This window comes from Sphingomonas kaistensis (genome assembly GCF_036884275.1).
Lineage (GTDB): Bacteria > Pseudomonadota > Alphaproteobacteria > Sphingomonadales > Sphingomonadaceae > Sphingomicrobium > Sphingomicrobium kaistense_A.
Window position 1 is genome coordinate 651,328 of record NZ_CP145607.1, and the last position, 23,421, is coordinate 674,748.

At 67.1% G+C, this 23,421-nt stretch carries 21 protein-coding genes and 1 pseudogene; 7 read left to right on the plus strand and 15 right to left on the minus strand.

Annotated elements, in window-relative coordinates:
* Position 1: 1 nt before the first annotated feature.
* The 5 genes from V6R86_RS03025 to V6R86_RS03045 are packed head-to-tail and all read right to left on the minus strand — an operon-like array spanning position 2 to position 5,317.
* The gene (locus tag V6R86_RS03025; protein WP_338501991.1) at positions 2 to 754 is read right to left on the minus strand and encodes a SufD family Fe-S cluster assembly protein; all 753 of its coding nucleotides are present in this window, start codon (positions 752 to 754) and stop codon (positions 2 to 4) included.
* Positions 751 to 1,491 carry a Fe-S cluster assembly ATPase SufC gene (gene sufC / locus V6R86_RS03030; protein WP_338501994.1) on the minus strand — a complete coding sequence of 247 codons (741 nt, stop codon included), beginning with the start codon at positions 1,489 to 1,491 and terminating at the stop codon, positions 751 to 753. The genes V6R86_RS03025 and sufC overlap by 4 nt, the downstream gene beginning before the upstream one ends.
* Positions 1,492 to 2,973 carry a Fe-S cluster assembly protein SufB gene (gene sufB / locus V6R86_RS03035; RefSeq protein WP_338501996.1) on the minus strand — a complete coding sequence of 494 codons (1,482 nt, stop codon included), beginning with the start codon at positions 2,971 to 2,973 and terminating at the stop codon, positions 1,492 to 1,494.
* Positions 2,970 to 3,395 (minus strand): SUF system Fe-S cluster assembly regulator, encoded by a 426-nt coding sequence (locus V6R86_RS03040; protein WP_338501998.1) that lies wholly within the window; start codon positions 3,393 to 3,395, stop codon positions 2,970 to 2,972. Before V6R86_RS03040 ends, sufB begins: the two co-directional genes overlap by 4 nt.
* 59 nt (positions 3,396 to 3,454) lie before the next feature.
* Positions 3,455 to 5,317, minus strand: coding sequence for a DUF885 domain-containing protein (locus V6R86_RS03045; protein WP_338502000.1), 1,863 nt, complete (start codon positions 5,315 to 5,317; stop codon positions 3,455 to 3,457).
* Positions 5,318 to 5,379: 62 nt separating this feature from the next.
* Between V6R86_RS03045 and V6R86_RS03050 the strand changes: the two genes are divergently transcribed.
* Positions 5,380 to 6,420, plus strand: coding sequence for a quinone-dependent dihydroorotate dehydrogenase (locus V6R86_RS03050; RefSeq protein WP_338502002.1), 1,041 nt, complete (start codon positions 5,380 to 5,382; stop codon positions 6,418 to 6,420).
* Here V6R86_RS03050 and ggt read toward each other — a convergent pair.
* Positions 6,410 to 8,140 (minus strand): gamma-glutamyltransferase, encoded by a 1,731-nt coding sequence (ggt, locus tag V6R86_RS03055; protein WP_338502004.1) that lies wholly within the window; start codon positions 8,138 to 8,140, stop codon positions 6,410 to 6,412. The genes V6R86_RS03050 and ggt overlap by 11 nt on opposite strands.
* Positions 8,141 to 8,307: 167 nt before the next feature.
* Here ggt and V6R86_RS03060 point away from each other — a divergent pair, with 167 nt between their 5' ends.
* From V6R86_RS03060 to V6R86_RS03070, 3 genes are all read left to right on the plus strand, one after another.
* Complete coding sequence (locus V6R86_RS03060) at positions 8,308 to 9,222, plus strand: sulfite exporter TauE/SafE family protein (protein ID WP_338502006.1); 915 nt, start codon at positions 8,308 to 8,310, stop codon at positions 9,220 to 9,222.
* A gap of 2 nt (positions 9,223 to 9,224) precedes the next feature.
* Positions 9,225 to 9,980, plus strand: coding sequence for a TIGR02186 family protein (locus V6R86_RS03065; RefSeq protein WP_425335975.1), 756 nt, complete (start codon positions 9,225 to 9,227; stop codon positions 9,978 to 9,980).
* Positions 9,981 to 10,047: 67 nt separating this feature from the next.
* Positions 10,048 to 11,733 carry an ATP-binding protein gene (locus V6R86_RS03070; protein ID WP_425335976.1) on the plus strand — a complete coding sequence of 562 codons (1,686 nt, stop codon included), beginning with the start codon at positions 10,048 to 10,050 and terminating at the stop codon, positions 11,731 to 11,733.
* Positions 11,734 to 11,768: 35 nt separating this feature from the next.
* Here the strand turns inward: V6R86_RS03070 and V6R86_RS03075 are convergent, their stop codons facing one another.
* The 5 genes from V6R86_RS03075 to V6R86_RS03095 all read right to left on the minus strand — a co-directional run bounded on the left by V6R86_RS03075 (position 11,769) and on the right by V6R86_RS03095 (position 15,909).
* The gene (locus tag V6R86_RS03075) at positions 11,769 to 12,260 is read right to left on the minus strand and encodes a hypothetical protein (protein WP_338502009.1); all 492 of its coding nucleotides are present in this window, start codon (positions 12,258 to 12,260) and stop codon (positions 11,769 to 11,771) included.
* Positions 12,261 to 12,424: 164 nt separating this feature from the next.
* Positions 12,425 to 12,820: a UrcA family protein gene (locus V6R86_RS03080; protein WP_338502010.1), complete on the minus strand. Its 396-nt coding sequence runs from the start codon at positions 12,818 to 12,820 to the stop codon at positions 12,425 to 12,427.
* A 51-nt stretch (positions 12,821 to 12,871) separates the two neighbouring features.
* Positions 12,872 to 13,570 carry a LytTR family transcriptional regulator DNA-binding domain-containing protein gene (locus tag V6R86_RS03085; protein WP_338502012.1) on the minus strand — a complete coding sequence of 233 codons (699 nt, stop codon included), beginning with the start codon at positions 13,568 to 13,570 and terminating at the stop codon, positions 12,872 to 12,874.
* 219 nt (positions 13,571 to 13,789) lie between these two features.
* Complete coding sequence (locus tag V6R86_RS03090; RefSeq protein WP_338502014.1) at positions 13,790 to 14,404, minus strand: DVUA0089 family protein; 615 nt, start codon at positions 14,402 to 14,404, stop codon at positions 13,790 to 13,792.
* 86 nt (positions 14,405 to 14,490) lie between these two features.
* Positions 14,491 to 15,909 (minus strand): M23 family metallopeptidase, encoded by a 1,419-nt coding sequence (locus V6R86_RS03095; RefSeq protein WP_338502015.1) that lies wholly within the window; start codon positions 15,907 to 15,909, stop codon positions 14,491 to 14,493.
* Between the two features lie 99 nt (positions 15,910 to 16,008).
* On the opposite strand from V6R86_RS03095, the gene V6R86_RS03100 reads away from it, so the two are divergent.
* From V6R86_RS03100 to fdxA, 3 genes are read left to right on the plus strand one after another with little or no spacing between them, the layout of a single operon-like run.
* Positions 16,009 to 18,555, plus strand: a complete 2,547-nt coding sequence (locus V6R86_RS03100) for a helicase-related protein (protein WP_338502016.1) — start codon at positions 16,009 to 16,011, stop codon at positions 18,553 to 18,555.
* A complete protein-coding gene (locus tag V6R86_RS03105; RefSeq protein ID WP_338502018.1) occupies positions 18,556 to 18,828 on the plus strand; it encodes an RNA-binding S4 domain-containing protein in 273 nt (90 codons plus the stop codon).
* Between the two features lie 36 nt (positions 18,829 to 18,864).
* The gene (gene fdxA / locus V6R86_RS03110; protein ID WP_338502020.1) at positions 18,865 to 19,203 is read left to right on the plus strand and encodes a ferredoxin FdxA; all 339 of its coding nucleotides are present in this window, start codon (positions 18,865 to 18,867) and stop codon (positions 19,201 to 19,203) included.
* A gap of 46 nt (positions 19,204 to 19,249) precedes the next feature.
* On the opposite strand, the gene V6R86_RS03115 is transcribed toward fdxA, so the two are convergent.
* From V6R86_RS03115 to cysD, 4 genes and pseudogenes are all read right to left on the minus strand, one after another.
* Positions 19,250 to 20,038, minus strand: coding sequence for a MipA/OmpV family protein (locus V6R86_RS03115; RefSeq protein ID WP_338502022.1), 789 nt, complete (start codon positions 20,036 to 20,038; stop codon positions 19,250 to 19,252).
* 151 nt (positions 20,039 to 20,189) lie between these two features.
* The gene (locus V6R86_RS03120) at positions 20,190 to 20,477 is read right to left on the minus strand and encodes a hypothetical protein (RefSeq protein ID WP_338502024.1); all 288 of its coding nucleotides are present in this window, start codon (positions 20,475 to 20,477) and stop codon (positions 20,190 to 20,192) included.
* A 77-nt stretch (positions 20,478 to 20,554) separates the two neighbouring features.
* The gene (gene cysC, locus V6R86_RS03125; RefSeq protein WP_338502027.1) at positions 20,555 to 22,360 is read right to left on the minus strand and encodes an adenylyl-sulfate kinase; all 1,806 of its coding nucleotides are present in this window, start codon (positions 22,358 to 22,360) and stop codon (positions 20,555 to 20,557) included.
* A pseudogene (gene cysD, locus V6R86_RS03130) lies at positions 22,360 to 23,277 on the minus strand (sulfate adenylyltransferase subunit CysD); the annotation flags it as partial. The gene cysC and the pseudogene cysD, both read right to left, overlap by 1 nt.
* Positions 23,278 to 23,421 lie beyond the last annotated feature (144 nt).

Consider the following 23,421-nt stretch of genomic DNA (forward strand, 5'->3'; position numbering starts at 1 on the left):
TTCACCGCGCCACCTCGCGCAGCAGGCGGCGGGTTTCGGCAATCAGCTCCTCGCGGCGATCCTCGGGCGCGTCGTCCCACAATTGCAGCACGAAGCCTTCGAGCAGCAGCGCCTTGGCACTGGCCGGATCGAGCCCACGCGAGAGGGCGTAGAAGAGCTGGTCCGCATCGAGCTCGCCGACACTGGCGCCATGCGCGCACTTCACGTCGTCGGCGTAGATTTCGAGTTCGGGCTTGCAGTTGGCGGTCGCGCCGCGATCGAGCAGCATCGCCTTCACCGACTGTTCACCATCGACCTTCTGCGCATGCCGGGCGACCGCGACCTTGCCGAGGTAGGAGCCGGTCGACTGATCGGCCAGCACGCTGCGCACGACCTGGTTGGAGGTGCCGTTCGGCTCCTCGTGGCGGACCACGGTGACGATCTCCTGCGTCGCCTTGCCGCCCGCGATATTAGCGGCGTGCAGCGCGAAATGCGCGCCGTCGCGGACGGTCACATCGACTTCGACCCGGCCATAGTCGGTGGCGCCGTTCAGCACGAACAGCGACAGCGACGCACCCGGCTCAAGCACGATCTCGGCGCGGTGCACCTCGACGCTGTCCTGGTTGACGATCAGGACATGGGCATCCTGCTCACCCGCCGGAATGTCGATGCGGCGAGCGGGGGCAAGCCCGTGCCACACGCGGTCGAGCGCCGACAGGTCGGCGTAGCGATACGCCTCGTCCTTGCGGGTAGGGAGGGTGGCGGCGACGCTCATGCGACCTCGGCGTAGCCCCCGCGCTCCAGCTCGTGCGCCAGTTCCGGACCACCCGAACGGCTGATCTGGCCGGCGGTCAGGACATGGACGCGGTCGGGCTGCACATAGTCGAGCAGGCGCTGATAGTGGGTGATCAGCAGCACGCCCTTGTCGGTTGCGCGCATGATGCGATTGATGCCCGCGCCGACGATCCGCAGCGCGTCGATGTCGAGCCCGCTGTCGGTCTCGTCGAGCACCGCGAACTTGGGCCGCATGATCCCCATCTGGACCATCTCGGCGCGCTTCTTCTCGCCGCCTGAAAAGCCGACATTGACCGGCCTCTTGAGCATCTCGACATCCATGCCGAGCTCATCCGCTTCGGCCTTGGCGAGGCGGATGAATTCGGCGCCGCTAAGCTCGGCCTCGCCCCGCGCGCGACGCTGCGCGTTCACGCTTTCGCGGATGAACTGCATCGACGACACGCCGGGGATCTCGACCGGATATTGAAACCCGAGGAACAGCCCTGCGGCAGCGCGCTCGTGCGGCTCCATCGACAGCAGATCCTCGCCGCCAAGTGATACCGAACCGCCGGTCACCTCATAGCCCGGCCGTCCGCCGAGCACATAAGCCAGCGTCGACTTGCCCGCGCCATTCGGCCCCATGATCGCATGCATTTCGCCTGCCGGAACGGAGAGGGTGAGGCCGTTCAGGATCGGCTTGTCGGCGACGGTCGCGTGGAGATTCTCAATCGTAAGCACTTAACCAACACTTCCTTCCAAACTGATCCCCAGCAGCTTCTGCGCCTCGACCGCAAATTCCATCGGCAGCTGCTTCAGCACCTCGCGGGCGAAGCCGTTGACGATCAGCGCCACCGCCGCCTCCTGATCGAGGCCGCGGGCCATGGCGTAAAACAATTGGTCCTCGCTGATCTTCGATGTGGTCGCTTCATGCTCGATGGTCGCGGTCGGGTTCTTGACCTCGATGTAGGGCACGGTGTGCGCGCCGCACTGGTCGCCCAGCAGCAGGCTGTCGCATTGGGTGAAATTGCGGACATTCTCGGCGCCCGGAAGCACGCGCACCAGACCGCGATAGGTGTTGTCGCTGCGGCCGGCCGAAATGCCCTTGGACACGATGGTCGAGCGGGTGTTCTTGCCGATGTGCACCATCTTGGTGCCGGTGTCGGCCTGCTGGCGATTGTTGGTCAGCGCGACCGAGTAGAATTCGCCGACGCTGCCGTCGCCCTTGAGGATGCAGCTCGGATACTTCCAGGTGATCGCGCTGCCGGTCTCGACCTGCGTCCAGCTCACCTTCGACCGCGCGCCCGAGCACATCGCCCGCTTGGTCACGAAATTATAGATGCCCCCGACGCCCTCGGCATTGCCCGGATACCAGTTCTGGACGGTGGAATACTTCACTTCGGCATCGTCATGCGCGACGATCTCGACCACCGCGGCGTGCAGCTGGTTCTCGTCGCGCATCGGCGCGGTGCAGCCTTCAAGATAGGAGACGTAGCTCCCCTTGTCGGCGACGATCAGCGTGCGCTCGAATTGGCCGGTATTCTCGGCATTGATGCGAAAATAGGTCGACAGCTCCATCGGGCAGCGGACGCCCTCGGGAATGTAGACGAAGGTCCCGTCCGAAAAGACCGCGCTGTTGAGGCAGGCGAAGAAGTTATCGCGCTGCGGCACGACACTGCCGAGGTACTTGCGGACGAGATCGGGAAATTCCTTCACCGCCTCGCTGATCGAGCGGAAGATGACGCCCGCCTTGTCCAGCTCCTCGCGGAAAGTGGTCGCCACCGACACGCTGTCGAACACCGCGTCCACCGCCACCTTGCGCGCGCCCTCGACCCCGGCGAGCACCTTCTGCTCCTCGATCGGGATGCCCAGCTTCTCGTAGGTGCGGCGGATCTCGGGATCGAGCTCATCGAGCGAGGCGATGGTCGGCCGGGCCTTGGGCTCGGCGTAATAATAAGCGTCCTGGTAGTCGATCGGCGGGATGTGGAGCTTGGCCCAGTCGACCTCCTCCATCGTCAGCCACGCGCGATAGGCTTTCAGCCGCCACTCGAGCAGCCACTCAGGCTCACCCTTCTTGGCGCTGATGAAGCGAACCGTGTCCTCGCTCAGCCCCTTGGGCGCGAAGTCGGATTCGATGTCGCTGACGAAGCCCCATTCGTAGGTGGCAAGCTTCTCGGCCGCCTCGTGCGCTTCCTGGTTCTTGATCGCGGTCTGTTCGGTCATGCGTCTTCCATGCGGCGCTCGGACGCCAAATGCTCAAGGGTCACGCCGGACAGCGCGTCGCGCACGGTCCGGCTGACGATACTCATGTGCGGCTTCACCTTGCAGTGGCTGTCGAGCGCGCAGTCGCTGACCTCGTCCGACCCGCTGCACTGGGTCATCGCGATCGGCCCTTCGACGGCCTCGATGATGTCGGCCAGCGTGATCGTCTTCGGCGCGCGGCTGAAGGAGAATCCGCCGCCGATCCCACGCGTCGCGCTCAACAGCCCGGCGCTGCCGAGCTTGCCCAGCACCTTCTGCGTGGTCGGCAACGGAAGCCCGGTCTCCGCCGCCAGTTCGGACGCACTCAGCCGCTCGTCACCCGAACGGGCGGCGGCAGCGGTCAGGATCACGACCGCATAGTCGGCGAGGTGGGTCAATCGCATAGTGGAGTGTTCCGGTCCTATTTAGGCCGGAAGACTCCGATTAACAACCGGTCGGCGACCTATGCCTTGGTCCGGGCAATCCACTCGTCGACGCGCGCTTCCAGCATGTTCAGCGGCATCGAGCCAGCCAGCAGGATGGTGTCATGGAACTGGCGATCGTCATACTTCGCGCCGAGCTGCGCCTTGGCCTTGGCCCGCAATTCCTCGATCTTCAGCTTGCCGACCATGTAGGCCGTCGCCTGCCCCGGATAGACGATGTAGCGCTCGATCGCCTTGACGATCCCGCCCTTGGCGTCGGCGCTATTGTCCTCGACATATTTGATCGCCCGTTCGCGGGTCCAGCGCTTGTGGTGAATGCCGCTGTCGACCACCAGCCGGATCGCGCGGTGCAGCTCGAGCTGCAGCCGCCCGAAGTCGCGATAGGGGTCCTGATACAGCCCCATCTCCTTGCACAGCTTTTCGGCATACAGGCCCCAGCCCTCGTCGGTCGCGGTGTAACCGCTGAACTGGCGGAACGGCGGCACCTCGCCTTTGCCGAGTTCGCTCAACAGCGCACCCTGCAGGTGGTGGCCGGGAATGCCCTCGTGACAGAACAAGGCTTCGACCTCGGTCGAGGGCATGTCGTTCATGTCGTAGAGGTTGACGTAATAGGTGCCGGGGCGCGAGCCGTCGGGCGGCGGGTCCTGGTAAAAGGCCTTGCCCGCGCTCTTTTCGCGGAACGCCTCGACCGGCTTGACCAGCAGCGGCGCCTTGGGCAGCCGCCCGAAGAAACGCGGCAGCGCGGCCTGCACCTGCGCCTGCGCTTTCAGGCTCTCGTCGAGGTACATCTGCCTGCCCGCGGCGGTGTTCGGGTAGTAGAAGCGCTTGTCCTCGCGCATGAACTTGAAGAAGTCCTGCAGCGAACCCTTGAACCCGACCCGATCCTTGAGTGCGGTCATCTCGCCGTGGATGCGCGCGACCTGTGCGAGACCCAGATCGTGGACCTGGTCCGGAGTGAGGTCGGTGGTCGTGTAGAACTTCAGGCGCGCCTGATATTCCGCCGCGCCGTTGGGAAAGCGCCAGATGCCGTCGTCGGTCCCGGCCTTGGCCTGCTGCGCCTGCATCGCGGTGATCACTCGGCTGTAGGCGGGTTTCAGGTCCCGCACCATCGCGGTCCGCCCGGCTTCGATCAGGCGGGCCTTGGTCGCCGCGTCGGCGTCGAGCTTGCCGACCTTGGTCTTGAAATCGGCCCACAGGTCGTTGTCCGCGCCGCGATCGAACGGGGCGCCGCGGATCAGGTTGCGGCTGTCGGCGATGACGTAAGGGTAGACCCAGCGCGGCGCGAGCACGCCGTTCGCCTCGCGCGCCTTGGCCTCGGCCAGCGCCTGATCGAGGAAGGTGGCGATGGCGGTGATGCGGCTGACATAGGCTTCGGCGTCGGCGACGGTGTCGACCTTGTGGATGTTGATCAGGAACGCCGGCCCGTCGCTCTGCGCGCCGTTCATCTGGTCGAACACGAGGCCGTTCTTGCGATACGGCCGCACCGACTCGCTGCGCGCGATGCGATATTCGAACAGGTCGAAGCTCAGCTGATCCTCGGGGCTGAGTGACGCGCGTGGGAAGCGTTGGCGCAGCTCGGCTAGATAGCGCAGGTCAAGCGCCCGGTCGCGCTCGTCGGCCGCGTCAGTGAACTCGTCCCACTTGCCGTAATCGGCGTCCTTGATCCCGCGATAGGCCTTCGACAGCGGCGACTGGTCGAGGTTCGCCTTGTCATATTCCTCGAAGAAAGCGGCGAGCGCCGCATTGCGCGCGGGGATCGGCGCGGGCGCCGGCGCGGCGGCTTCGGCCGGCGCGGCTTCAGGCGGCGGCGCGATCAGCGGGTCGGGCGCGGTGGTGGCGCAACCGGCAAGCAGAAGGGAAGCGAGCAGCAGCGGACGGCGCATGGAAACTCCTTGAGCGAAAGGCAGGCGAGACGCTGGCGGCGTTCGGCGGTAGACGCAACCCCATGAGTCTCTACCCCCTCGTCCGCCCGCTCTTCTTCAGCTTGGATGCCGAGCGCGCGCACGGCCTCAGCATCACCGCCCTGAAAGCGCTTCCGGCGGGCAAGGCTCCGGCATTCGATCCCGTGCTGGCAAGCGAGGTCGCGGGTTTGCGCTTCCCCTCGCCGGTCGGACTGGCGGCGGGTTACGACAAGAATGCCGAGGTGTTCGATGCGATGCTGGGCCACGGCTTCGGCTTCGTCGAGGTCGGCACGCTGACCCCCTTGGCGCAGCCGGGCAATCCCAAGCCCCGCATGTTCCGGCTGGTCGAGGATGCGGCGGTGATCAATCGCCTCGGCTTCAACAACGGTGGTCAGGACGCGGCGCTGGCCCGGCTCAAGGCCCGGCGGACAAAAGGCATCGTCGGGGTCAACATCGGCGCCAACAAGGACAGCCCCGACCGCATCCGCGATTATGCCGAAGGCGTGCGGCGAATGGCGCCGGTCGCCGACTATCTGACGGTCAACATCTCCTCCCCCAACACACCGGGCCTGCGCAATCTTCAGGCCGGCGGCGAGCTGGGCGAATTGCTGGCGGCGGTGCGCGAGGCGCGGACTGCGGCGTTCAGCAACCCGCCCGTCTTCCTCAAGGTCGCACCCGACCTCGAGGACGGCGACCCGATCCGTATCGTCCGCGCGGTCGCCGATCACGGCATCGACGGGATCATCGTCTCCAACACCACCATCACCCGCCCGCCGCTGTCATCCCGGCACCGCGACGAAGCAGGCGGCCTGTCGGGCGCCCCGCTCGCAATTCTCGCCATGCACCAATTGCAGGCCTTCTACGCGATCACCGGCGGGCAGGTCCCGCTGATTTCGGCCGGCGGGATCAGCGATGGTCATGACGCGTGGCGCCGGATCTGCGCCGGGGCCAACCTTGTTCAGCTCTATTCGGCGATGGTCTACAAGGGGCCGCAGATTGCCCGCGACATCGCTGCGGACATCCGCGAACGGCTCGCCGCCACCCGCTTCTCCTCCCTCGCGGAAGCGGTCGGGTCTAGCGCCTGACCGGCGTCCGCTTCTCGTCCACCAGCACCACGCCTTCGCGACGCTTGTCATAGCCGCCGTCGATTTGGCCGTCGGGACGGATCAACACCGCATGAACGCCGCTGTCCTCGCCCTGCCCCGGCTTCAGCGCCACGCCCCTGGCCGCCAGCCCCGCGACGACACCGGCCGGAAACTTGTCCACCTCGCCGCCGAAGCTCGACCCTCGCGCAACGAGGTTGGGCAGATCGATCGCCCCCTGCACCGGCAGCTTCCACATCAGGCTTCCGACCATGGTTTTGCTGACATAGGCCAGGATCGCGCTTCCCCCGGGGCTTCCGAACGCCCCCGCGAACCGGCCCTGCGCGTCGAGCAGGATCAACGGCGTCATCGACGAGCGCGGCCGTTTGCCCCCCGCCACCGCATTGGCGGCGGGACGGCCATCGGCCTCGGTCGGTGAGAAACTGAAATCGGTCATCTGATTGTTGAGGAAAAAGCCGTCGACCATCCGGCCGGAGCCAAAGATGCTTTCCACCGTGGTGGTCATGCTGACCACATTGCCGTTGCTGTCGCCGACTATGAAATGGCTGGTTCCGGCCGGCTCCCGCGTGGCGTCGGCACCCACCGCCGCCGCGCCCGGCGGTTTCCCCGCGACCGGCGGCGGCCCGGCGGACGGACCGATCAGCGCCGCCCGGCTCGCGACATAAGCGGGATCGAGCAGGCCCTCGACCGGCACCTTCACAAAGGCCGGATCGGCGACATAGCGGTCGCGGTCGGCGTACATCAGGCGCGAGCCTTCGGCGAACAGATACCAGCCCTGCGGATCGCCGGGGCCGCGCGACGCGATATCGGTGCGGCCGAGCATCTCCAGCAATTGCAAGGTCGACACCCCGCTCGACGGCGGCGGCGGAACGCAGGCGGTATAGCTCTGCCATGCACGGCACAGCGCCTCGCGCTTCACCGGGCGATAACGTGACAGATCGGCCATCGTCATGCTGCTCGCGAACGGCCCCTGCCGCACCCGCTCGACGATCCGCGCCGCGGTCTCGCCGGTGTAAAAAACATTCGCCCCGCCGCTCGCCAGCCGGCGCAGGAACCGGGCGTAGACCGGGTTCTGCAGCGTATCGCCGACCTTGAGCCTGGTCCCGTCGGGCTTGCTAAAATATTTCACCACATCGGGCGCCGACAGTTCGGCATAATTGCCGGCGAGCATCCGCCCGAGGCGCGGGCTGATCGCGAAGCCCTGTTCGGCCAGCACCGCGGTCGGCTCGAACAATTCGGACCAGCGGAGCCGCCCGTGCGCGCGCTGCGCCATCTCGAGCATCCGCACCGCACCCGGCACCCCGGTCGCCCGCCCGCTCAGCACCGCGGTGGCGAAGGACAAGGGCTTGCCGTCGGGGCCGATGAACATGGTCGGGGTCGCACCCGCAGGTGCCGTCTCGCGCCCGTCGTAGACGGTGACCTTGGCTGTCCGCGCGTCGTAATAAGTCATGAAGGCGCCCCCGCCGAGACCGCTCGATTGCGGTTCGACGAGGCCCAGCGCCGCCTGCACCGCTACCGCCGCATCGGCCGCGCTGCCGCCGCGCTGGAGCACGTCCATCCCCGCCTTGGCCGCCAGCGGATTGGCGGCGATCACGAAGCCGGGTCGAGAGACGGCCCGCGTCGACGGGGCGCGTTGCGGCAGCGTGGCGCAACCAGCGGCCAGAAGGGCGAGCAGGGGGGCGAAAGCGAGACGAGCGGTCATGGCTATTGGCCTAACCCCGCCCAATCGATCCGCCAAGCGCTCAGCACGTCACCCCGGACTTGATTTGGGGCCCAGCTTCTTCTTCCAACTGTGCAAAAAGAAGCCGGATCCCGGGTCAGGCCCGGGATGACGGAAACAAATGCATAGGCTATCGCCCCCGCAGCCGCATGGACATCTACCTCCCCATCGCCAACATGAGCGTCAACGCGCTCTTTATCGTGATCCTCGGCGGGCTGGTCGGCATCCTGTCCGGGCTGTTCGGGGTGGGCGGCGGCTTTCTGACGACGCCATTGCTGATCTTCTACGGTATTCCCCCAAGCGTCGCGGTCGCCTCGGCCACCACCCAGATCACCGGCGCCAGCGTGTCGGGCGTGTTCGCCCACATGAAACGCGGCGGGGTGGACCTGCGCATGGGGCTGGTGATGATCGCCGGCGGCCTGGTCGGAAGCCTCGCGGGTGCCGGCCTGTTCCGCCTTGCCCAGGCTAGCGGCCAGATCGACGTGGTGATCGGCATCCTCTACGTCGCGCTGCTGCTGCCGATCGGCCTCCTGATGCTGCGCGACGCGGTGGTCGCACTCGGCTGGTGGAAGCCCGCCGAAAAGGAAGCGGAGCCGCGCAAGCGCCATCACCGGCTGGTCGCCTCGCTCCCCTTCCGCTGGCGCTTCTACGCTAGTGGCCTCTATCTCTCGCCGCTGGCACCCCTCGCGCTGGGCTTCGTTGCGGGCATCCTGACCGTGCTGCTCGGCGTCGGCGGCGGGTTCATCCTGGTCCCGGCGATGATCTACATCCTCGGCATGGCACCGCGCGTGGTGGTCGGCACCAGCCTCGTCATGATCCTTGCGGTCAGCGCCGCGACCACCATGATCCATGCCCTGACCACCCGCTCGGTCGATATCGTGCTGGCCGCGCTGCTGCTGGTCGGCGGCGTGCTCGGCGCGCAATATGGCGCCCGCCTCACCACCCGCCTCAAGCCCGACCTCCTTCGGTTCGGCCTCGGCGTCATCATCCTCCTCGTGGCGCTGCGAATGGCGCTCGGCCTGACTTACCGGCCCGAGGAAATCTTCTCGATCGAATATCTGTGAAGCTGCGGCCTTTCTTCCTCGCGCTGCTGGCCCCGCTCCTCCTGGGCCAGGCCGGCCCACGCCTGGTGCCCGATATCTCCGCCCGCGCGATCGAGATCCGCTACAGCTTCACCGGCGCGCAACTGCTGCTGTTCGGCGCGATCCTTTATCCCGGCGGCCGCACCCCGACCCGGCCGCTCGACGTGGTGGTGCTGCTGAAAGGCCCGGTGCAGCCGATGATCGTCCGCGAAAAACAGAAGATCGCCGGCATCTGGATGAACGCCGACAGCCACCGCTTCGTGTCCGCCCCGGCCTATTACGCCGTCGCCTCCAACCGCCCCTTGTCGCAGATCGTCGGTGAGCGCACCGCCGCGGTCTATGAACTCGGCCTCGGCAATCTCCAGCTATCGCCCGGCGGCGGCGCGCAGCCCGAAAAAGCGCAGCGCTTCGAAAACGGCCTGCTCGACCTGCGCACCCGTCAGGGTCTGTATGCCGAAAACAGCAACGGCGTCGAAATCAGCGACGGCGTTCTCTACCGCGCCCGAATCTCGATCCCCAGCCAAGTCCCGATCGGCACTTACGAGACCGAGACCTTCTTGATCGACCGCGGCAAGGTGATCGCCGCCGCGACCAAGGAAGTGGACGTCCGCAAAACCGGGTTCGAACGCTTCATCGCCACCGCTGCGCGGCGGCATGGCTTTCTCTACGGGCTTGCCGCCGTGGTGCTGAGCCTCGGCCTCGGCTGGGGCGCCGCCGCCCTGTTCGGGCGCAACAGCTAGAGGAAATCTTAACCGCATTTCGCCTACGCCGATCCCAACAAATTCAGTGGGAGCGGTGCGGACGATCATGGAAGACAATGCGGGTCTCAGGCAGCTGATCGACGAGCTGACCAGCCATTCGGAAGACGATCATGCCGGCGGCCACGTCCCCGTCGTGCGCGAAAAGTTCGATCCGATCGGCGCGGTCATGGACATCGCCGGCTCGGGCTCGCAGGCCAAGCTCGATCCCGTGAAGCTGCTCGCACTCGCCGACCACCGCGATCCCTCGGTCGCGATGTCGGGGCAGGTCGGCAGCCAGGTCAAGATGGCGGTCGGCAAGAGCTGGCTAATCGCCAACGTCCGGACCATGAAGGCGGGCGACGACGGCTCGGTGATCGCCGCCATCGACTTCCTCGGCGAAGGCAGCCGCGACCAGAATGGCGGTATGAGCGGCTTCCGCCGCGGTGTCACCCGCTACCCGATCCCGGGCGCCGAAGTGCACCCGGTCACCACCGATGACCTCCGCCAGGTGTTCGCCGCCTCCGACAGCGCCCACGTCGAGATCGGCACCGTCTACCCGACCGAAGACATTCGCGGCGCGCTCTACATCGACCCGATGCTCAGCAAGCATTTCGCGATCCTCGGCTCGACCGGCACCGGCAAATCGACCTCGGTCGCGCTGATCCTCCATCGCATCTCGAACTACAGCCCCGAGGGGCACATCGTGATGATCGATCCGCACGGCGAATATTCCGCCGCCTTCAAGGGCTGCGGCGAACTCTTCAACGTCGACAATCTTCAGCTCCCCTACTGGCTGCTCAATTTCGAAGAACATTGCGAGGTGCTGCTCACCACCGACGGGGCCGAGCGCAATCGCGACGCCGACATCCTCGCCAAATGCCTCCTCGCCGCGCGGACCAAGAACAAGTTTTCGGAGCAGTTTGGCAAGGTGACGGTGGATTCGCCGATCCCCTATCTGCTGACCGACCTGAACTCGATCCTGGTCGCCGAAATGGGCAAGCTCGACCGCGCCGGCGACACCACACCCTACCAGCGGCTCAAGACCAAGCTCGACGAACTCAAGGCCGACCCGCGCTACACCTTCATGTTCTCGGGCATGAACATCACCGATTCGATGGGCAGCTTCATCGCCAAGCTGTTCCGCATGCCCGCCAACGGCAAGCCGATCAGCATCGTCGACGTGTCGGGCGTGCCGTCCGACATCACCAGCGTCGTCGTCTCGGTGCTCGCCCGCATGGTGTTCGATTACGCCATCTGGTCACGCACCGAAGCGCAGCGGCCGATCTTGCTCGTCTGCGAAGAAGCCCACCGTTACGTCCCCAAGGACGAGAACAACGGCGTCCAGGCGGTCCGCAAAATCCTCGAACGGATCGCCAAGGAAGGCCGTAAATATGGCGTGTCGCTGGGCCTCATCACCCAGCGTCCGTCCGACTTGGCCGAAGGCGTGCTGTCGCAGTGCGGCACGATCATCTCGATGCGTCTCAATAACGACCGCGACCAAGCCTGCGTCCGCGCCGCCATGCCCGAAGGCGCCCGCGGCTTCCTCGACGCCATCCCCGCCCTCCGCAACCGCGAATGCATCGTCTGCGGCGAAGGCGTCGCGATTCCGATCCGCGTCCGGTTCGACGACCTCGAACCCGAAAAGCGCCCGGCCTCGTCCGATCCGAGCTTCGCCAACCTGTGGCGTGAAACCGGCGGCGAAGCCGAGATCATCACCCGCACCGTCAAGCGCTGGCGCGGCCACGGCCGCTAAAGGCAGGCAGCGGCCCGCCCTCGCGCGGGCCGCGCTTACTTGTAGCGGAAGTCCGACTGCACCAGCAGGCCCGACGCCGGAACCGTCACCGGCTGCATCAACAGCACCGCCTGATCGCGGAAGCCTTGATCAAAAACCGGCGGAGCCTCTCTCGCAGGCTGCGCGCCGACGGGCCTCGACAAGTTGCGGCGCGCGTGCAGCAGGACGAAATACTCGCCCGGCGCGACATTCTTGAAGCTGTAGCCGGCGCCGAACGAACAGCGCGCTTCCTTGTCGCGCAGGGCGCTGGAGGCGCGGCTGTCCTTAAGCTCGGCCGGCGACAGGGTGCGCGACGCGGCCGACGCGGTGCCGAACATCTGGACGATGCTCTGCTCGCTTGCCGTCGTGCGGGGCACCAGCGCCACCCCGACGCAACGGGCGGCCTCGCCACCGAGAATCACTTTAGCCTCGCCGGAAATGGTAGCGGCGCTTGCGGGCATCGCGGCGATCGACAGCGCGGCAAGCGGCAGAAGAATACGGGTGCGCATCGGCAAACTCCTCATCACGACAACGCACCAGCAGGGCGTCGATCCCGAGCACGACCATGAGGCCATAGAAACAGCGCTCGAACAAGCGATTCGCTCCCATCCGGCGCAGTCACGACAAAGGGGACGGCGCCAACCGTCCCCTTTGTCGTGACTACCCGTGCCGGTCAGCGCGCGCCGATCACCATCGAAATCGCCACCGCCGGACCCACCGGAAGCCCGGCCATCTGGCGCTTGGCACGCTCGACCGCCGCGGCCACCTGGCCCTTGGTGCTGTCGATCGCGTCAATGGTGCAGCGGTCGGTGCTGTAGGGCCCGTTCAGATCCCAGCACAGGCCGTTGGCGGTGCTGCGGATGCGCGAGGCGAGGATCTTCTGCCCCGGGCGGAAGGCGAGGTTGAGATCGGCGTAGGACACCCGGCGTTGCAGGTCGGGATCGATCCGTTCGCCCTTCACCACCACGTCCTGCAGCGGGCCAGAAGCGGCGGCGGCGCCGGCAATGCCGACCAGGCTCAGTCCGAACGCGATGGCGGCGGTCAGGCAGGCGAATTTGCGGCTTTCCATGATGTCCTCCTTGAGCGGCGCGGAACTGCGCCCGGAGGCCGCTGTCGCGCTTCACAGGGTCAGCTTCAGCTCGTTTTCGTTGATCGTCGCCGGCACGTCGCCCGCAGGGTCCGGTTTCGGTGAAGACGCCGGATCCATCGACGACTCGCCCGCCATGATCCGCAGCACGTCGGGGGTATGGCTCTTGGCTACCCACATCTCGCTTCCATCGCACAGCCGCGCCTTCCAGCGGCGCCCGTCGTGAAGCAGCCGCTCGATAAAGGTGATCCGGACCAGCGAGCTGCGATGCAGCTGGACGAACCCCTGGTCGGCGAGCTCGGCGACCAGATGTGCCATGGTGTCGTGGACGAGGCAGTCCCAGCTGCCGACATGCACCCGCATATAATCGCCCTCGGCGACGATCTTGTCGATCAGTCGATGCTCGATCCGCCGGCGACCGTCCTTGCACGGCAACCACATCGCGCCCGACGGAGCGGAGACTGGCGACTGGCGGTTCACGGTCCGGGCGACGAAGTTCGTTTCCACCCGCGTCGTATATTGCGCCAGGGGCTCGCGCAGCCGGTCCATGCCCGCGGTGAACTCCGCCATGTCCGAGCAATGGCCCTGAAGAATGAGGTCGAACGTGCCGCACACCTCCATCGCCCGCTCCACCTGCGGACATTGGAGGAGGCACGCCTTGAATCGCTTCAACCCATCCGGTTCGGAGCGATGATCAAAGGCAATGCATGCAATGACGACCAGGTCGGTCATCGGCACGGCTACCTTTCACAGCAGCTCACGCAGTTACGCTTAAGTTAATAACCTGGCAACGATTCGTGCGCTCGGACCGTCCTTAACGTTGCGGCGTTGCGCCCTCGATCTACAGGCATCCGGGCAAAAAAGATCGGCCGCTACTCCGGGTTTTCTCCGGGAGCAGCGGCCGACGGGTTTTCGGTCGTTCAAGATCCCTTCGCGGGATCGTGGATGACCTCAGTTGCTGAAAGTGGGCACCGCGCTCACCCTGCGGCGACGGCGGAGGGATGCGCCAACCGCGCCGAAGCCGATCAGCATCAGGGCCCAGGTGCCGGGTTCCGGAACGGCGCCGACCTGCGCCGCGCTGTTGACGTTCAGGATGTCGAACGCCCACGCGTTGGTGCGACCGTTGAACGAGCCGGTGCCCTGAAACCCGTTCGAAAGGTTCGGTCCAAGCGCGAAGTTGGAGAAGGCCGCTACCGACACGGTATAGTTGCCCGGACCAAGCAAGCGGCTGAGGAAGACGTCGTACCGATTGCCGTTGATATCGGCCGGGACGTTAAGTCCGCCGTCATCATTCTGGCCGATCAGAGCGCCCGAGCTGTCGAACAGCGCCAGGATCGGATCGAAGCCGCCACGCGCGATCACCTGTCCGGCGGCGTTGGTGCCGCCCGCATAGGAATAGGACCGCAGCGTCACCGTGGAGTCGGTGCCGACGGAAAAGTTGAAAAACTGCACCGCGTTGGCATTCGGCAACGAGCCAGTGTAGGAGAAGTCGGCCGCCGAGGCAGCGGTTCCGCTGGTCAACAGCGCCCCTGCAATGCCGAACGCCAGCACTTTGCCCATCTTCATGTCGTATCCCCTTGTGTTGCGATGTCGGCGAACCGACTCGATACGGGGAATTAACAAATCATTAATCTTTGTTCAACCTGCCAGTGCTACAGGCCGCGCAGCGCCTTGGCCCGCGCCCGCACCGCCGCCATCAATTTGTCATTGAAAACGGGCCGGCTGACCAGGGTCACGCCCAGCGGATTGACCGGCACGCCGTCCTTCAGCACCTCGTAATGAAGATGCGGGCCGGTCGACAGGCCGCTCGACCCGACATAGCCGATCAGTTCGCCGCGGCGGACGAAGCCGCCTTCGGCGACGATCCGGCTCATGTGGCTGTAGCTCGTGACCAGCCCGCCCGCATGCGCGATCCGGACCTGCCGGCCATAGCCCCCGGCCCAGCCCGCGCGGATCACCTGTCCGTCCGCCGCCGCGACGATCGGCGCGCCCCAGCCGGCGCCATAATCGACGCCCTTGTGCATCCGGATAAATCGCAGGATCGGGTGCATCCGCCCGCCGAAGCCAGAGGTGATCGGTCCCGACACCGGCGCCAGCAAGCCGCTGCGCACCGGTTCGGGAGACGCGGTCTCATTGATCCACTGCAGCCTGCCGCCGATCGGCACCCGCACCAGGCTGAGATCGCTGCCGCCCGAGCGGTCGAGCCCGGCATACAGCAGCCCTTCCGACACCGTCCGCCCATCGGCGGACTTCGCCTGCGCCACCACCAGCTCGAACCGGTCGCCCGGCATCACCTCGCTACCGACGTCGAGGCTGCCCCCGATCGCCTGCAGGTAATCCGCCGCCTGCGCCGGTGACGCCCCGGCCGAGCGCAGCGCCCAATAGAGCCCGCCGCCGACGCTGCCACGAATGCGCAAGGGTGTGCGGTCGAGGTTCATCGCGCGACGCTCGACCCGCAGCCCGGTCTCGCCACCGCTGACCTCGATCTCCAGATCGAGCCGGGCGCGATAGTGCAATTGTTCGATCGGCCGCTGCCCCGCCGCATCGGGCGCGCCGAGGCGCAGCGACAAGGTGGTGCCGGGCGCCGGCAGCGCTTTTTCGGCGCGGATCATCGCCGCCGCGTGCAGCGCGTCCGCCATTCGAACGCCATTGCGTGACAGAAGCCGGGCAAGCCTGTCGCCGGGCGACACCACCAGGCTGAGCGTCCTCGACTGCCGCGCCGGGGCGCTGGCGATCGGGCGCGCCAGCGGTCCTTCGCTCATGGTAAGGCCCGTCGCCGAGCCGCGTGACAAGGCGCCCACCGCCAGCGCCGCTTCCTGCCGCGCCTGATCGGGGCCTTCCGCCACCGGCGTTCCCGCGGGCAACGGCCCCATTTGCGGCGCCAGGAGCGACACCCCCGTGACCAGCGCCGTCAGCGTCGCCAGCCCGCGCCACCAGCGCGCGCTGAACAGATTTTGGCTGAGGTCCACCACCAGGCTGAAGCGAGGCTCGGGGGGACGCAGCACGCCCGCGCGGCCGAACGCGATCGGCACGGCGGCGGCAGCGACCAGCGGGCGGGGCGAATGAAACATCGCGCTCCTTGTCGCGCGGCAAGGTTAACGCGGCGCTAAGCCCTGCCAACCATCGCACATCCTCTTGCGCTTGCCCCCGTTCCTGCCAACATGACCCTCATGGCCGCGCGTTACGACGGCATTGTCAGGGCGGTCCTCGGGCCCACCAACACCGGCAAGACCCACTTGGCGATCGAGCGGATGTGCGCCCACTCATCGGGCGTCATCGGCTTCCCGCTGCGCCTGCTCGCCCGCGAAGTCTACGACCGCGTGGTGAAGCTCAAGGGCGAAGCCCAGGTTGCGCTGCTGACCGGCGAAGAACGCATCGCTCCGCCCACCGCGCGCTACTGGCTGTGCACCGCCGAAAGCATGCCGGTGCCCTCGCCCTCGGCCCAGCCGGGCGGGACCGACGGACCCAAGGACTTCGCCTTTTGCGCCATCGACGAAGCGCAGCTCGGCACCGATCCCGAACGCGGCCACGTCTTCACCGACCGCATGCTCCGCGCCCGTGGCCGCGAGGAGACGCTGATCCTCGGTTCGGCAAGCCTCAAGCCCCTCGTCCGCCAGCTCATCCCCGACGCGGAAATCGTCAGCCGCCCGCGCTTCTCGACGCTGCGCTACGGCGGCTCGGTCAAGCTCTCCCGCCTGCCCCCGCGCTCCGCGATCGTCGCCTTCTCGGCCGAGCAGGTCTATGCGCTGGCCGAAATGCTGCGCCGCTTCAAAGGCGGCGCGGCGGTGGTGATGGGCGCGCTGTCGCCGGCCACCCGCAACGCGCAGGTCGACATGTTCATGCGCGGCGAGGTCGATTATCTCGTCGCCACCGACGCGGTTGGCATGGGCCTCAACATGGACGTCGCCCACGTCGCCTTTGCCGGCCTCGACAAGTTCGACGGCCGCCGCGAACGCCGCCTGACCATCCCCGAAATGGCCCAGATCGCCGGCCGCGCCGGGCGCCACCAGCGCGACGGCACCTTCGGCACCTTGGGCCTCGGCGGCGATAACGGCCCGGCCTTCACCGACGAAGAAATCAACGCGATCGAGGAGCATCGCTTCCGCCCGCTCGACCATCTCTACTGGCGCTCGGCCGACCTCGACTTCACCGACGTCACCGCGCTGATCCGCAGCCTCGAAGCGCGCAGCGACGACCCCCTGCTCCGCCCCGCCCCGCCGGGGATCGACCTCGCCGTCCTGAAAGCCCTCGCCGAAGATCCCGCCGTCGCCGACCGCAAGGGCGTCGTCGCGCGGCGGTTGTGGGCGGCGTGCGGCCTGCCCGACTTCCGCAAGGTCGGGCCGATGCACCATGCCCGCACCGTCCGCCGCATCTTCACCTCGATCGCCGCTGGCGGCCACGTCAGCCAAGACTGGTTCGCCGCCGAGGTCAGCCGCCTCGACAATGTCTCGGGCGATATCGAAGCCCTCGCCGACCGCCTCGCGGGGGTGCGCAGCTGGGCTTACATCGCCCACCGCGCCGACTGGCTGGCCGAGCCCGCACGGTGGGCCGAGCGCACCCGCTACGTCGAATCGCGCCTGTCCGACGCCCTCCACGCCGCGCTGACCCAGCGCTTCGTCGATCGCCGCACCGCTGTCCTCGTCCGCGACATCGGCGCGCGCGGGGCCGACGCGCTGCCCGTCACCGTCGCCGCCGACGGCGAGGTCAGCGTCGGGCCCGAACCGATCGGCCATCTCACCGGCTTCGACTTCAAGGTCGATCCCGCCGCCCGCCTCGCCGACAAGCGCCTGCTCCTCGCCGCCGCCGAACGCCGCCTGGGCGACGAGCTCGATCGCCGCGCCCGCGACCTTTGCGCCGGGGAAGACACTCGCTTCACCCTGTTCTCTCCCGCAGGCGGCGATATTGGGATCGCCGCCGACGGCCATCTCCTCGCCCGCCTCGCGCCGGGCCGCAGCCTGACCGAGCCCGCGCTGCGCACCGTCCGCGCGCTCGACCGCCTGTCCGCCCCGGCCCGCGCCCAGCTCCGCGCCCACATGGAAAGCTGGCTCGAACGGCAGGTGAAGCGCCACGTCGGCGACCTCGCCCGCCTCTCCGCCGCTTCCTCCGACCGCCATTACGGCCCGCCCGTCCGCGCGCTGACCGCGATGCTCGCCGACGCCGGCGGCCTCCTGCCGCGCAAGGCGCTGGCCGAACCGATCGGCCAGCTCGACCGCCCGATGCGCGCCGCGCTGCACAAATTGAAAGTCCGGTTGGGCGCGCTCGACGTCTATGCCCCCAGCCTGATGAAGCCCGAAGCGCAACGCTGGCGCGCGGCCCTCATCGCGGTGCGCAGCGGCTTGGCCATGCCGGCGCTGCCCCGCCCCGGCGCCTCGGTCCTCCCGGCAGAGGCCGACCGCTTCGGCGCCGCGCTCGCCTACCGCCGCTTCGGCGACCACTGGCTGCGCGTCGATCTCGCCGACCGCCTCGCCGCCTTCGCCCATCAGGCCCGCGCCGGATATCAAAAGGGATCGGAAACCCCGTTCGACCCCATTGACCGCGCGCTCGCCACCTCGCTCGGCCTGTCGACCGACGCCCTCGCCCGGCTGATGGCCGAAGTCGGTTTCCGCGAGCATTCGGGCACCTGGGCCTGGCGCGGGACGCACGCCCGCAGCCGCACGCGTCCGCAGCCCGCACGCCCCGGCAACGCCTTCGCCGCGCTCGCGGGGCTTAAGCGCTAGATGCGGCTCGACCGCTACCTGTTCTTCATCCGCCTGCTCAAAACCCGCACCCAGGCGCAGGAATTGCTGCACCAGGGCCGCACCCGGATCGACGGTCGCCGGGTCGAGAAAGTCTCCGAAATCGTCCGCGTCGGCGCCACCATCACCTTGCCCTTACGCGGCGCAATTCGCGTCATCCGCGTCCTCTCCCTCCCCGCCCGCCGCGGCCCCTCGCCCGAAGCCCGTGCCTGTTACGAAGAGCTGGGCGTTGACGATGGCGACAGAGCGGCATAGCGCTGGCGTCAACCAGGGAGCTTGAGAGAAACCGCCATGACCTACGTCGTCACCGACGCCTGCATCCGCTGCAAATATATGGACTGCGTCGAGGTCTGTCCGGTCGACTGCTTCTATGAGGGCGAGAACATGCTCGTCATCAACCCCAACGAATGCATCGACTGCGGCGTGTGCGAGCCCGAATGTCCGGCCGAAGCGATCCTGCCCGACACCGAAGGCGGCAATGAGAAGTGGCTGGAGCTGAACGCCACTTTCTCCAGCCAATGGCCGAACATCACTCGCAAGAAGGACAGCCCGGCCGACGCTGACGAGTTCAAAGGCAAGGACGGCAAATACGACGAATACTTCTCGCCCGAACCCGGCGAAGGCGACTGATCTTACCGTCGTCCCGGCGCAGGCCGGGACCTCAGGCGGGTAAGGCTCAGCGCTTCACCGTGAACGCGTAGCTGATGCCGGCACCCGCCGACAGCTGATTGCGCGAGCCGTAGGTGCGGACCAGCGGCGACTTGGCCGCGTCGCCGATCAGCCGTTCCGCCCGGGCATAGCCGAATAGGCCCCAGCGCGGCCCGAACTGGGTCTGCACGCCGCTCGCCAGCGCCACCGCGTGGATCCCGCCACCCGGCCGATAGGCCGATAGCCCCGTTGCGGCCGCCGCCGCCGGGCTCACGCCGAAATAGGCCCGCTGATATTTGGCGTCCGAGAACAGGAGGCGCGGGCCCAGCGTCACCGCATAGCGGTCGCCGTCGCGCCAGAAATGATCCACGCCGACCTGCCCCGCGATCCCCTCGTGCCCGGTCACGCCCTTCACCAGCTCGCCGCGTACCCGCAGGCTGTCATTGACGAGATAATCGGCATAACCGCCAAGCTCGATCGAGGCATCGACCTTGCCCACCGGCGCGCCGACATCCTTGTCCTTGCGGCTGCCCTGATAACTTGCCACCGCGCCCGCCGACAGACGCCCGGCCGACACCAGTCGCACGCCGAAGCGGTCATCGGGAGTTTCGATGCGGAATTCCTCGGTGCCCTTGGCAAGGTCGAAATCGAACAAGGGCCTCAAATCGGCCTTGTCCGCACCGGGATACGCCGGCTTGAACTGCGCTCCCAATCCAACCCGGACGCGCAGATCCTTGCGCTCCTCCTGGGCCAGCGCGGGGGTCGCCGCGAAAATGAGGACGAACAGGGCGGCGGCGGCGGAGGACAGGTTCTTCATATCAGCGGCGCAACGACCCGCTGGTGCGATGGTTGCACAGGCATCGCGCGTCATGCCCTAAAACGAAGATGCGCCCGCCCTGGCACAGGACGAGCGCTTCCCCGGAGCCGGGCAGCGCGAATGCGTGAGCGCCGCCCGAAATGCCAATGGCTTACATGCCGTTGGTGGTGTTCATCGTCCCGTTCGCCATGTTGGCGTCGGTGCCGTTCATCATCATGTCGTTCGACATCATATTGTTGGACATCATGTTGCCATCCGTGCCCATCATGTTGGCGTCGGTGGCCATCATGTTCGAATCGGTCGCCATCATGTTGGCGTCCATGGTCGACATGTTGTCGGCGACCATCAGGTTGGCATCGGAGTTCATGGCCTCGTCGTTGTTGCTACCGCAAGCCGCGAGGGAAAGGGCCGCACCAGCGACCAGAATCAGAGCACGCACGTTTTTCTCCCTAGGTTATCCGGGGGCCAACGCGGCACGGCGCGGTTGGGTCCCCCTGGCCTTTGGTCCCGCCGCAATCAGTGCCCAAGCAGACGAACGATTCGCTCCGCCGCGTCCTCGGCGCTCAGCGCGCGCGTGTCGATGCGAAGATCGGGCTCCAGCGGCGGCTCGTACGGGCTGTCGATCCCTGTGAAATTGCTGAGCGTGCCGGCCCGCGCCTTGGCATACAGCCCCTTCACATCGCGCCGTTCGGCGTCCTCCAGCGGGGTGTCGACGAACACCTCGAGGAACTCGCCCGGCGGCAGCATCGCGCGGACCATCTCGCGCTCGGCGCGGAAGGGCGAGATGAACGCGGTGATCACGATCAGCCCTGCATCCGCCATCAGCCGCGCGACCTCGCCCACCCGGCGGATATTCTCGATCCGGTCGGCCTCGGTGAACCCGAGATCGCGGCTCAGCCCGTGCCGGACATTGTCCCCGTCGAGGAGAAAGCTGTGCTTGCCCAGCGCATGCAATTTCTTCTCGACCAGATTGGCGATGGTCGATTTGCCTGCCCCCGACAGGCCGGTCAGCCACACGACGCAGGGCTTTTGCCCTTTCTGCCGGGCATGCGCCTCGCGGCTGACCTCGATCGCCTGCCAGTGGATATTGCTCGCCCGCCGAAGCGCAAAATGGATCATCCCGCAGGCAACCGTCGCGTTGGTGACCTTGTCGATCAGGATGAACCCGCCGAGCGCGCGGCTCTTGGCATAAGGCTCGAACACCAAAGGCCGGTCGGTCGCAAACTCGACCACCCCGATCGCGTTCAGTCCCAGCGTTCGGGCGGCCAGATGCGCGCCGGTGTCGATGCCAAGCTCATATTTGGGCGGCTGGACGGTGGCGGTGACGCTCTGGCTGGCGAGCTGCAGCCAATAACCGCGCCCGGGCAGCAATTCCTCTTCGGCCAGCCACACCAGGCTCGCTTCGAATTGATCGGACACTTCCGGCGCATGATGCAGCGCGACGATCACCGATCCGCGGCTGCAGTCGATGTCGTCGGTCAGGGTCACCGTGACCGATTGCCCGGCCTCCGCCCGCTCGACCGCGCATTCGCCGACCAGCACCGCCGACACCCGGCTGGTTCGCCCCGAGGGCAAGACCCGCACATCCTGCCCGCGCTGGACGCTCCCGCCCACGATCAGCCCGCAATAGCCGCGAAAATCCTGGTGCGGGCGATTGACCCATTGCACCGGCAGCCGCAGCGGCGTGTCGCCTTCGTCCACCTCCGACGGCAACGCATCGAGCGCTTCCATCAGCGTCGGGCCGTCATACCAGTCCATTGCGGCCGACCGCGCGAATACATTGTCGCCGGTCAGCCCCGACAGCGGAATAGCCGTCGCCGCCCCCAGCGCCTCGCCCTCCGCCGCGATGGCCTCGAACCGCGCCCGGTCGAAGCCGACCAGATCCATCTTGTTGACCGCCAGGATCAGGTGCCGGACCCCCATCATCCGGCAGATCACGGCGTGGCGGCGGGTTTGCGTCAGGACGCCCTTCCTCGCATCGACCAGCAGCACCGCGGCATCGGCGGTCGACGCACCCGTCGCCATGTTGCGCGTATATTGCTCATGCCCCGGGCAATCGGCGACGATGAACCGCCGCCTCGCGCTGGAGAAAAAGCGATACGCGACATCGATGGTGATGCCCTGCTCGCGCTCGGCCGCCAACCCGTCGACCAGCAGCGCGAAGTCGATCTCCTGCCCCTGCGTGCCGACCCGCTTGCTGTCGCGGGTCAGAGCGGCGAGCTGATCCTCCATCAACTGCGCGCTGTCGTGCAGCAGTCGCCCAATCAGGGTCGACTTGCCATCGTCGACGCTGCCGCAGGTGATGAAGCGCAGCAGGTCCATCAGAAATAGCCCTCGCGCTTTTTCACTTCCATCGACGCGCTTTCGTCGCGGTCGATGACCCGCCCCTCCCGCTCGCTTGTGCGCCGCGCCGCCATCTCGTCCAGCACCTTGTCCAGCGTATCGGCCTCGCTCTCCATCGCCCCGGTCAGCGGCCAGCAGCCCATGGTGCGGAAGCGGATCCGGCGGGTGACGACCTCTTCACTCTCGATACCCGGAAAGCGCGCCGCCTCGTCGACCATCAGCAAGGTGCCGTCGCGCACCACCGTCGGCCGCTCGGCCGCAAGGTAGAGCGGCACGATCGGGACCTGTTCGCGGGCGATGTAGTCCCAGATGTCGCGCTCGGTCCAATTGCTGAGCGGAAACACGCGGATGCTCTCCCCAGCATGGACCCGCGCATTGTAGAGGGTCCACAATTCCGGCCGTTGCAGCTTCGGGTCCCACCCGCCGCCGGCACCGCGGAAGCTGAACACCCGCTCCTTGGCCCGCGCCTTTTCCTCGTCGCGCCGCCCGCCGCCGAACGCCGCATCATAGCCGCCGTCCTTGAGCGCCGCCCGCAGCGCTTCGGTCAACATCAGCCGCGTATAAGTCGGCGTCGGGGTGGCGAACGGATCGACGCCGCCTTCTGCCGCTTCCGCATTGTGCCAGACGATCAGTTCCAGGCCATAACGTGCCGCCATGGCGTCACGATGCGCCAGCATCTCCTTGAAATCCCACCCGCTCGCGATGTGCAGGAACGGAAAGGGCGGCGGCGCGGGCGCGAACGCTTTCAGCGCCAGATGCAGCATTACGCTGCTGTCCTTGCCGATCGAATAGAGGAACATCGGCCGCCGCGCGGTCGCCACCACCTCGCGCAGGATGTGAATGCTCTCCGCTTCCAGGCGGTCGAGGTAGCTCAGCGTCATCGCCTTGCGTGATGGCGTGCAGTCCCGGCTGGCGCAATCCCGCGCCGGCTTCTAAGACGGACCTGTCCCCGGGGAGCTCGCCTGAGCTGAGAGGAGCGGCTGGCCCCGCTCGACCCGAGAACCTGATCCGGCTGACCCCGGCGGAGGAAGAGGAACTCT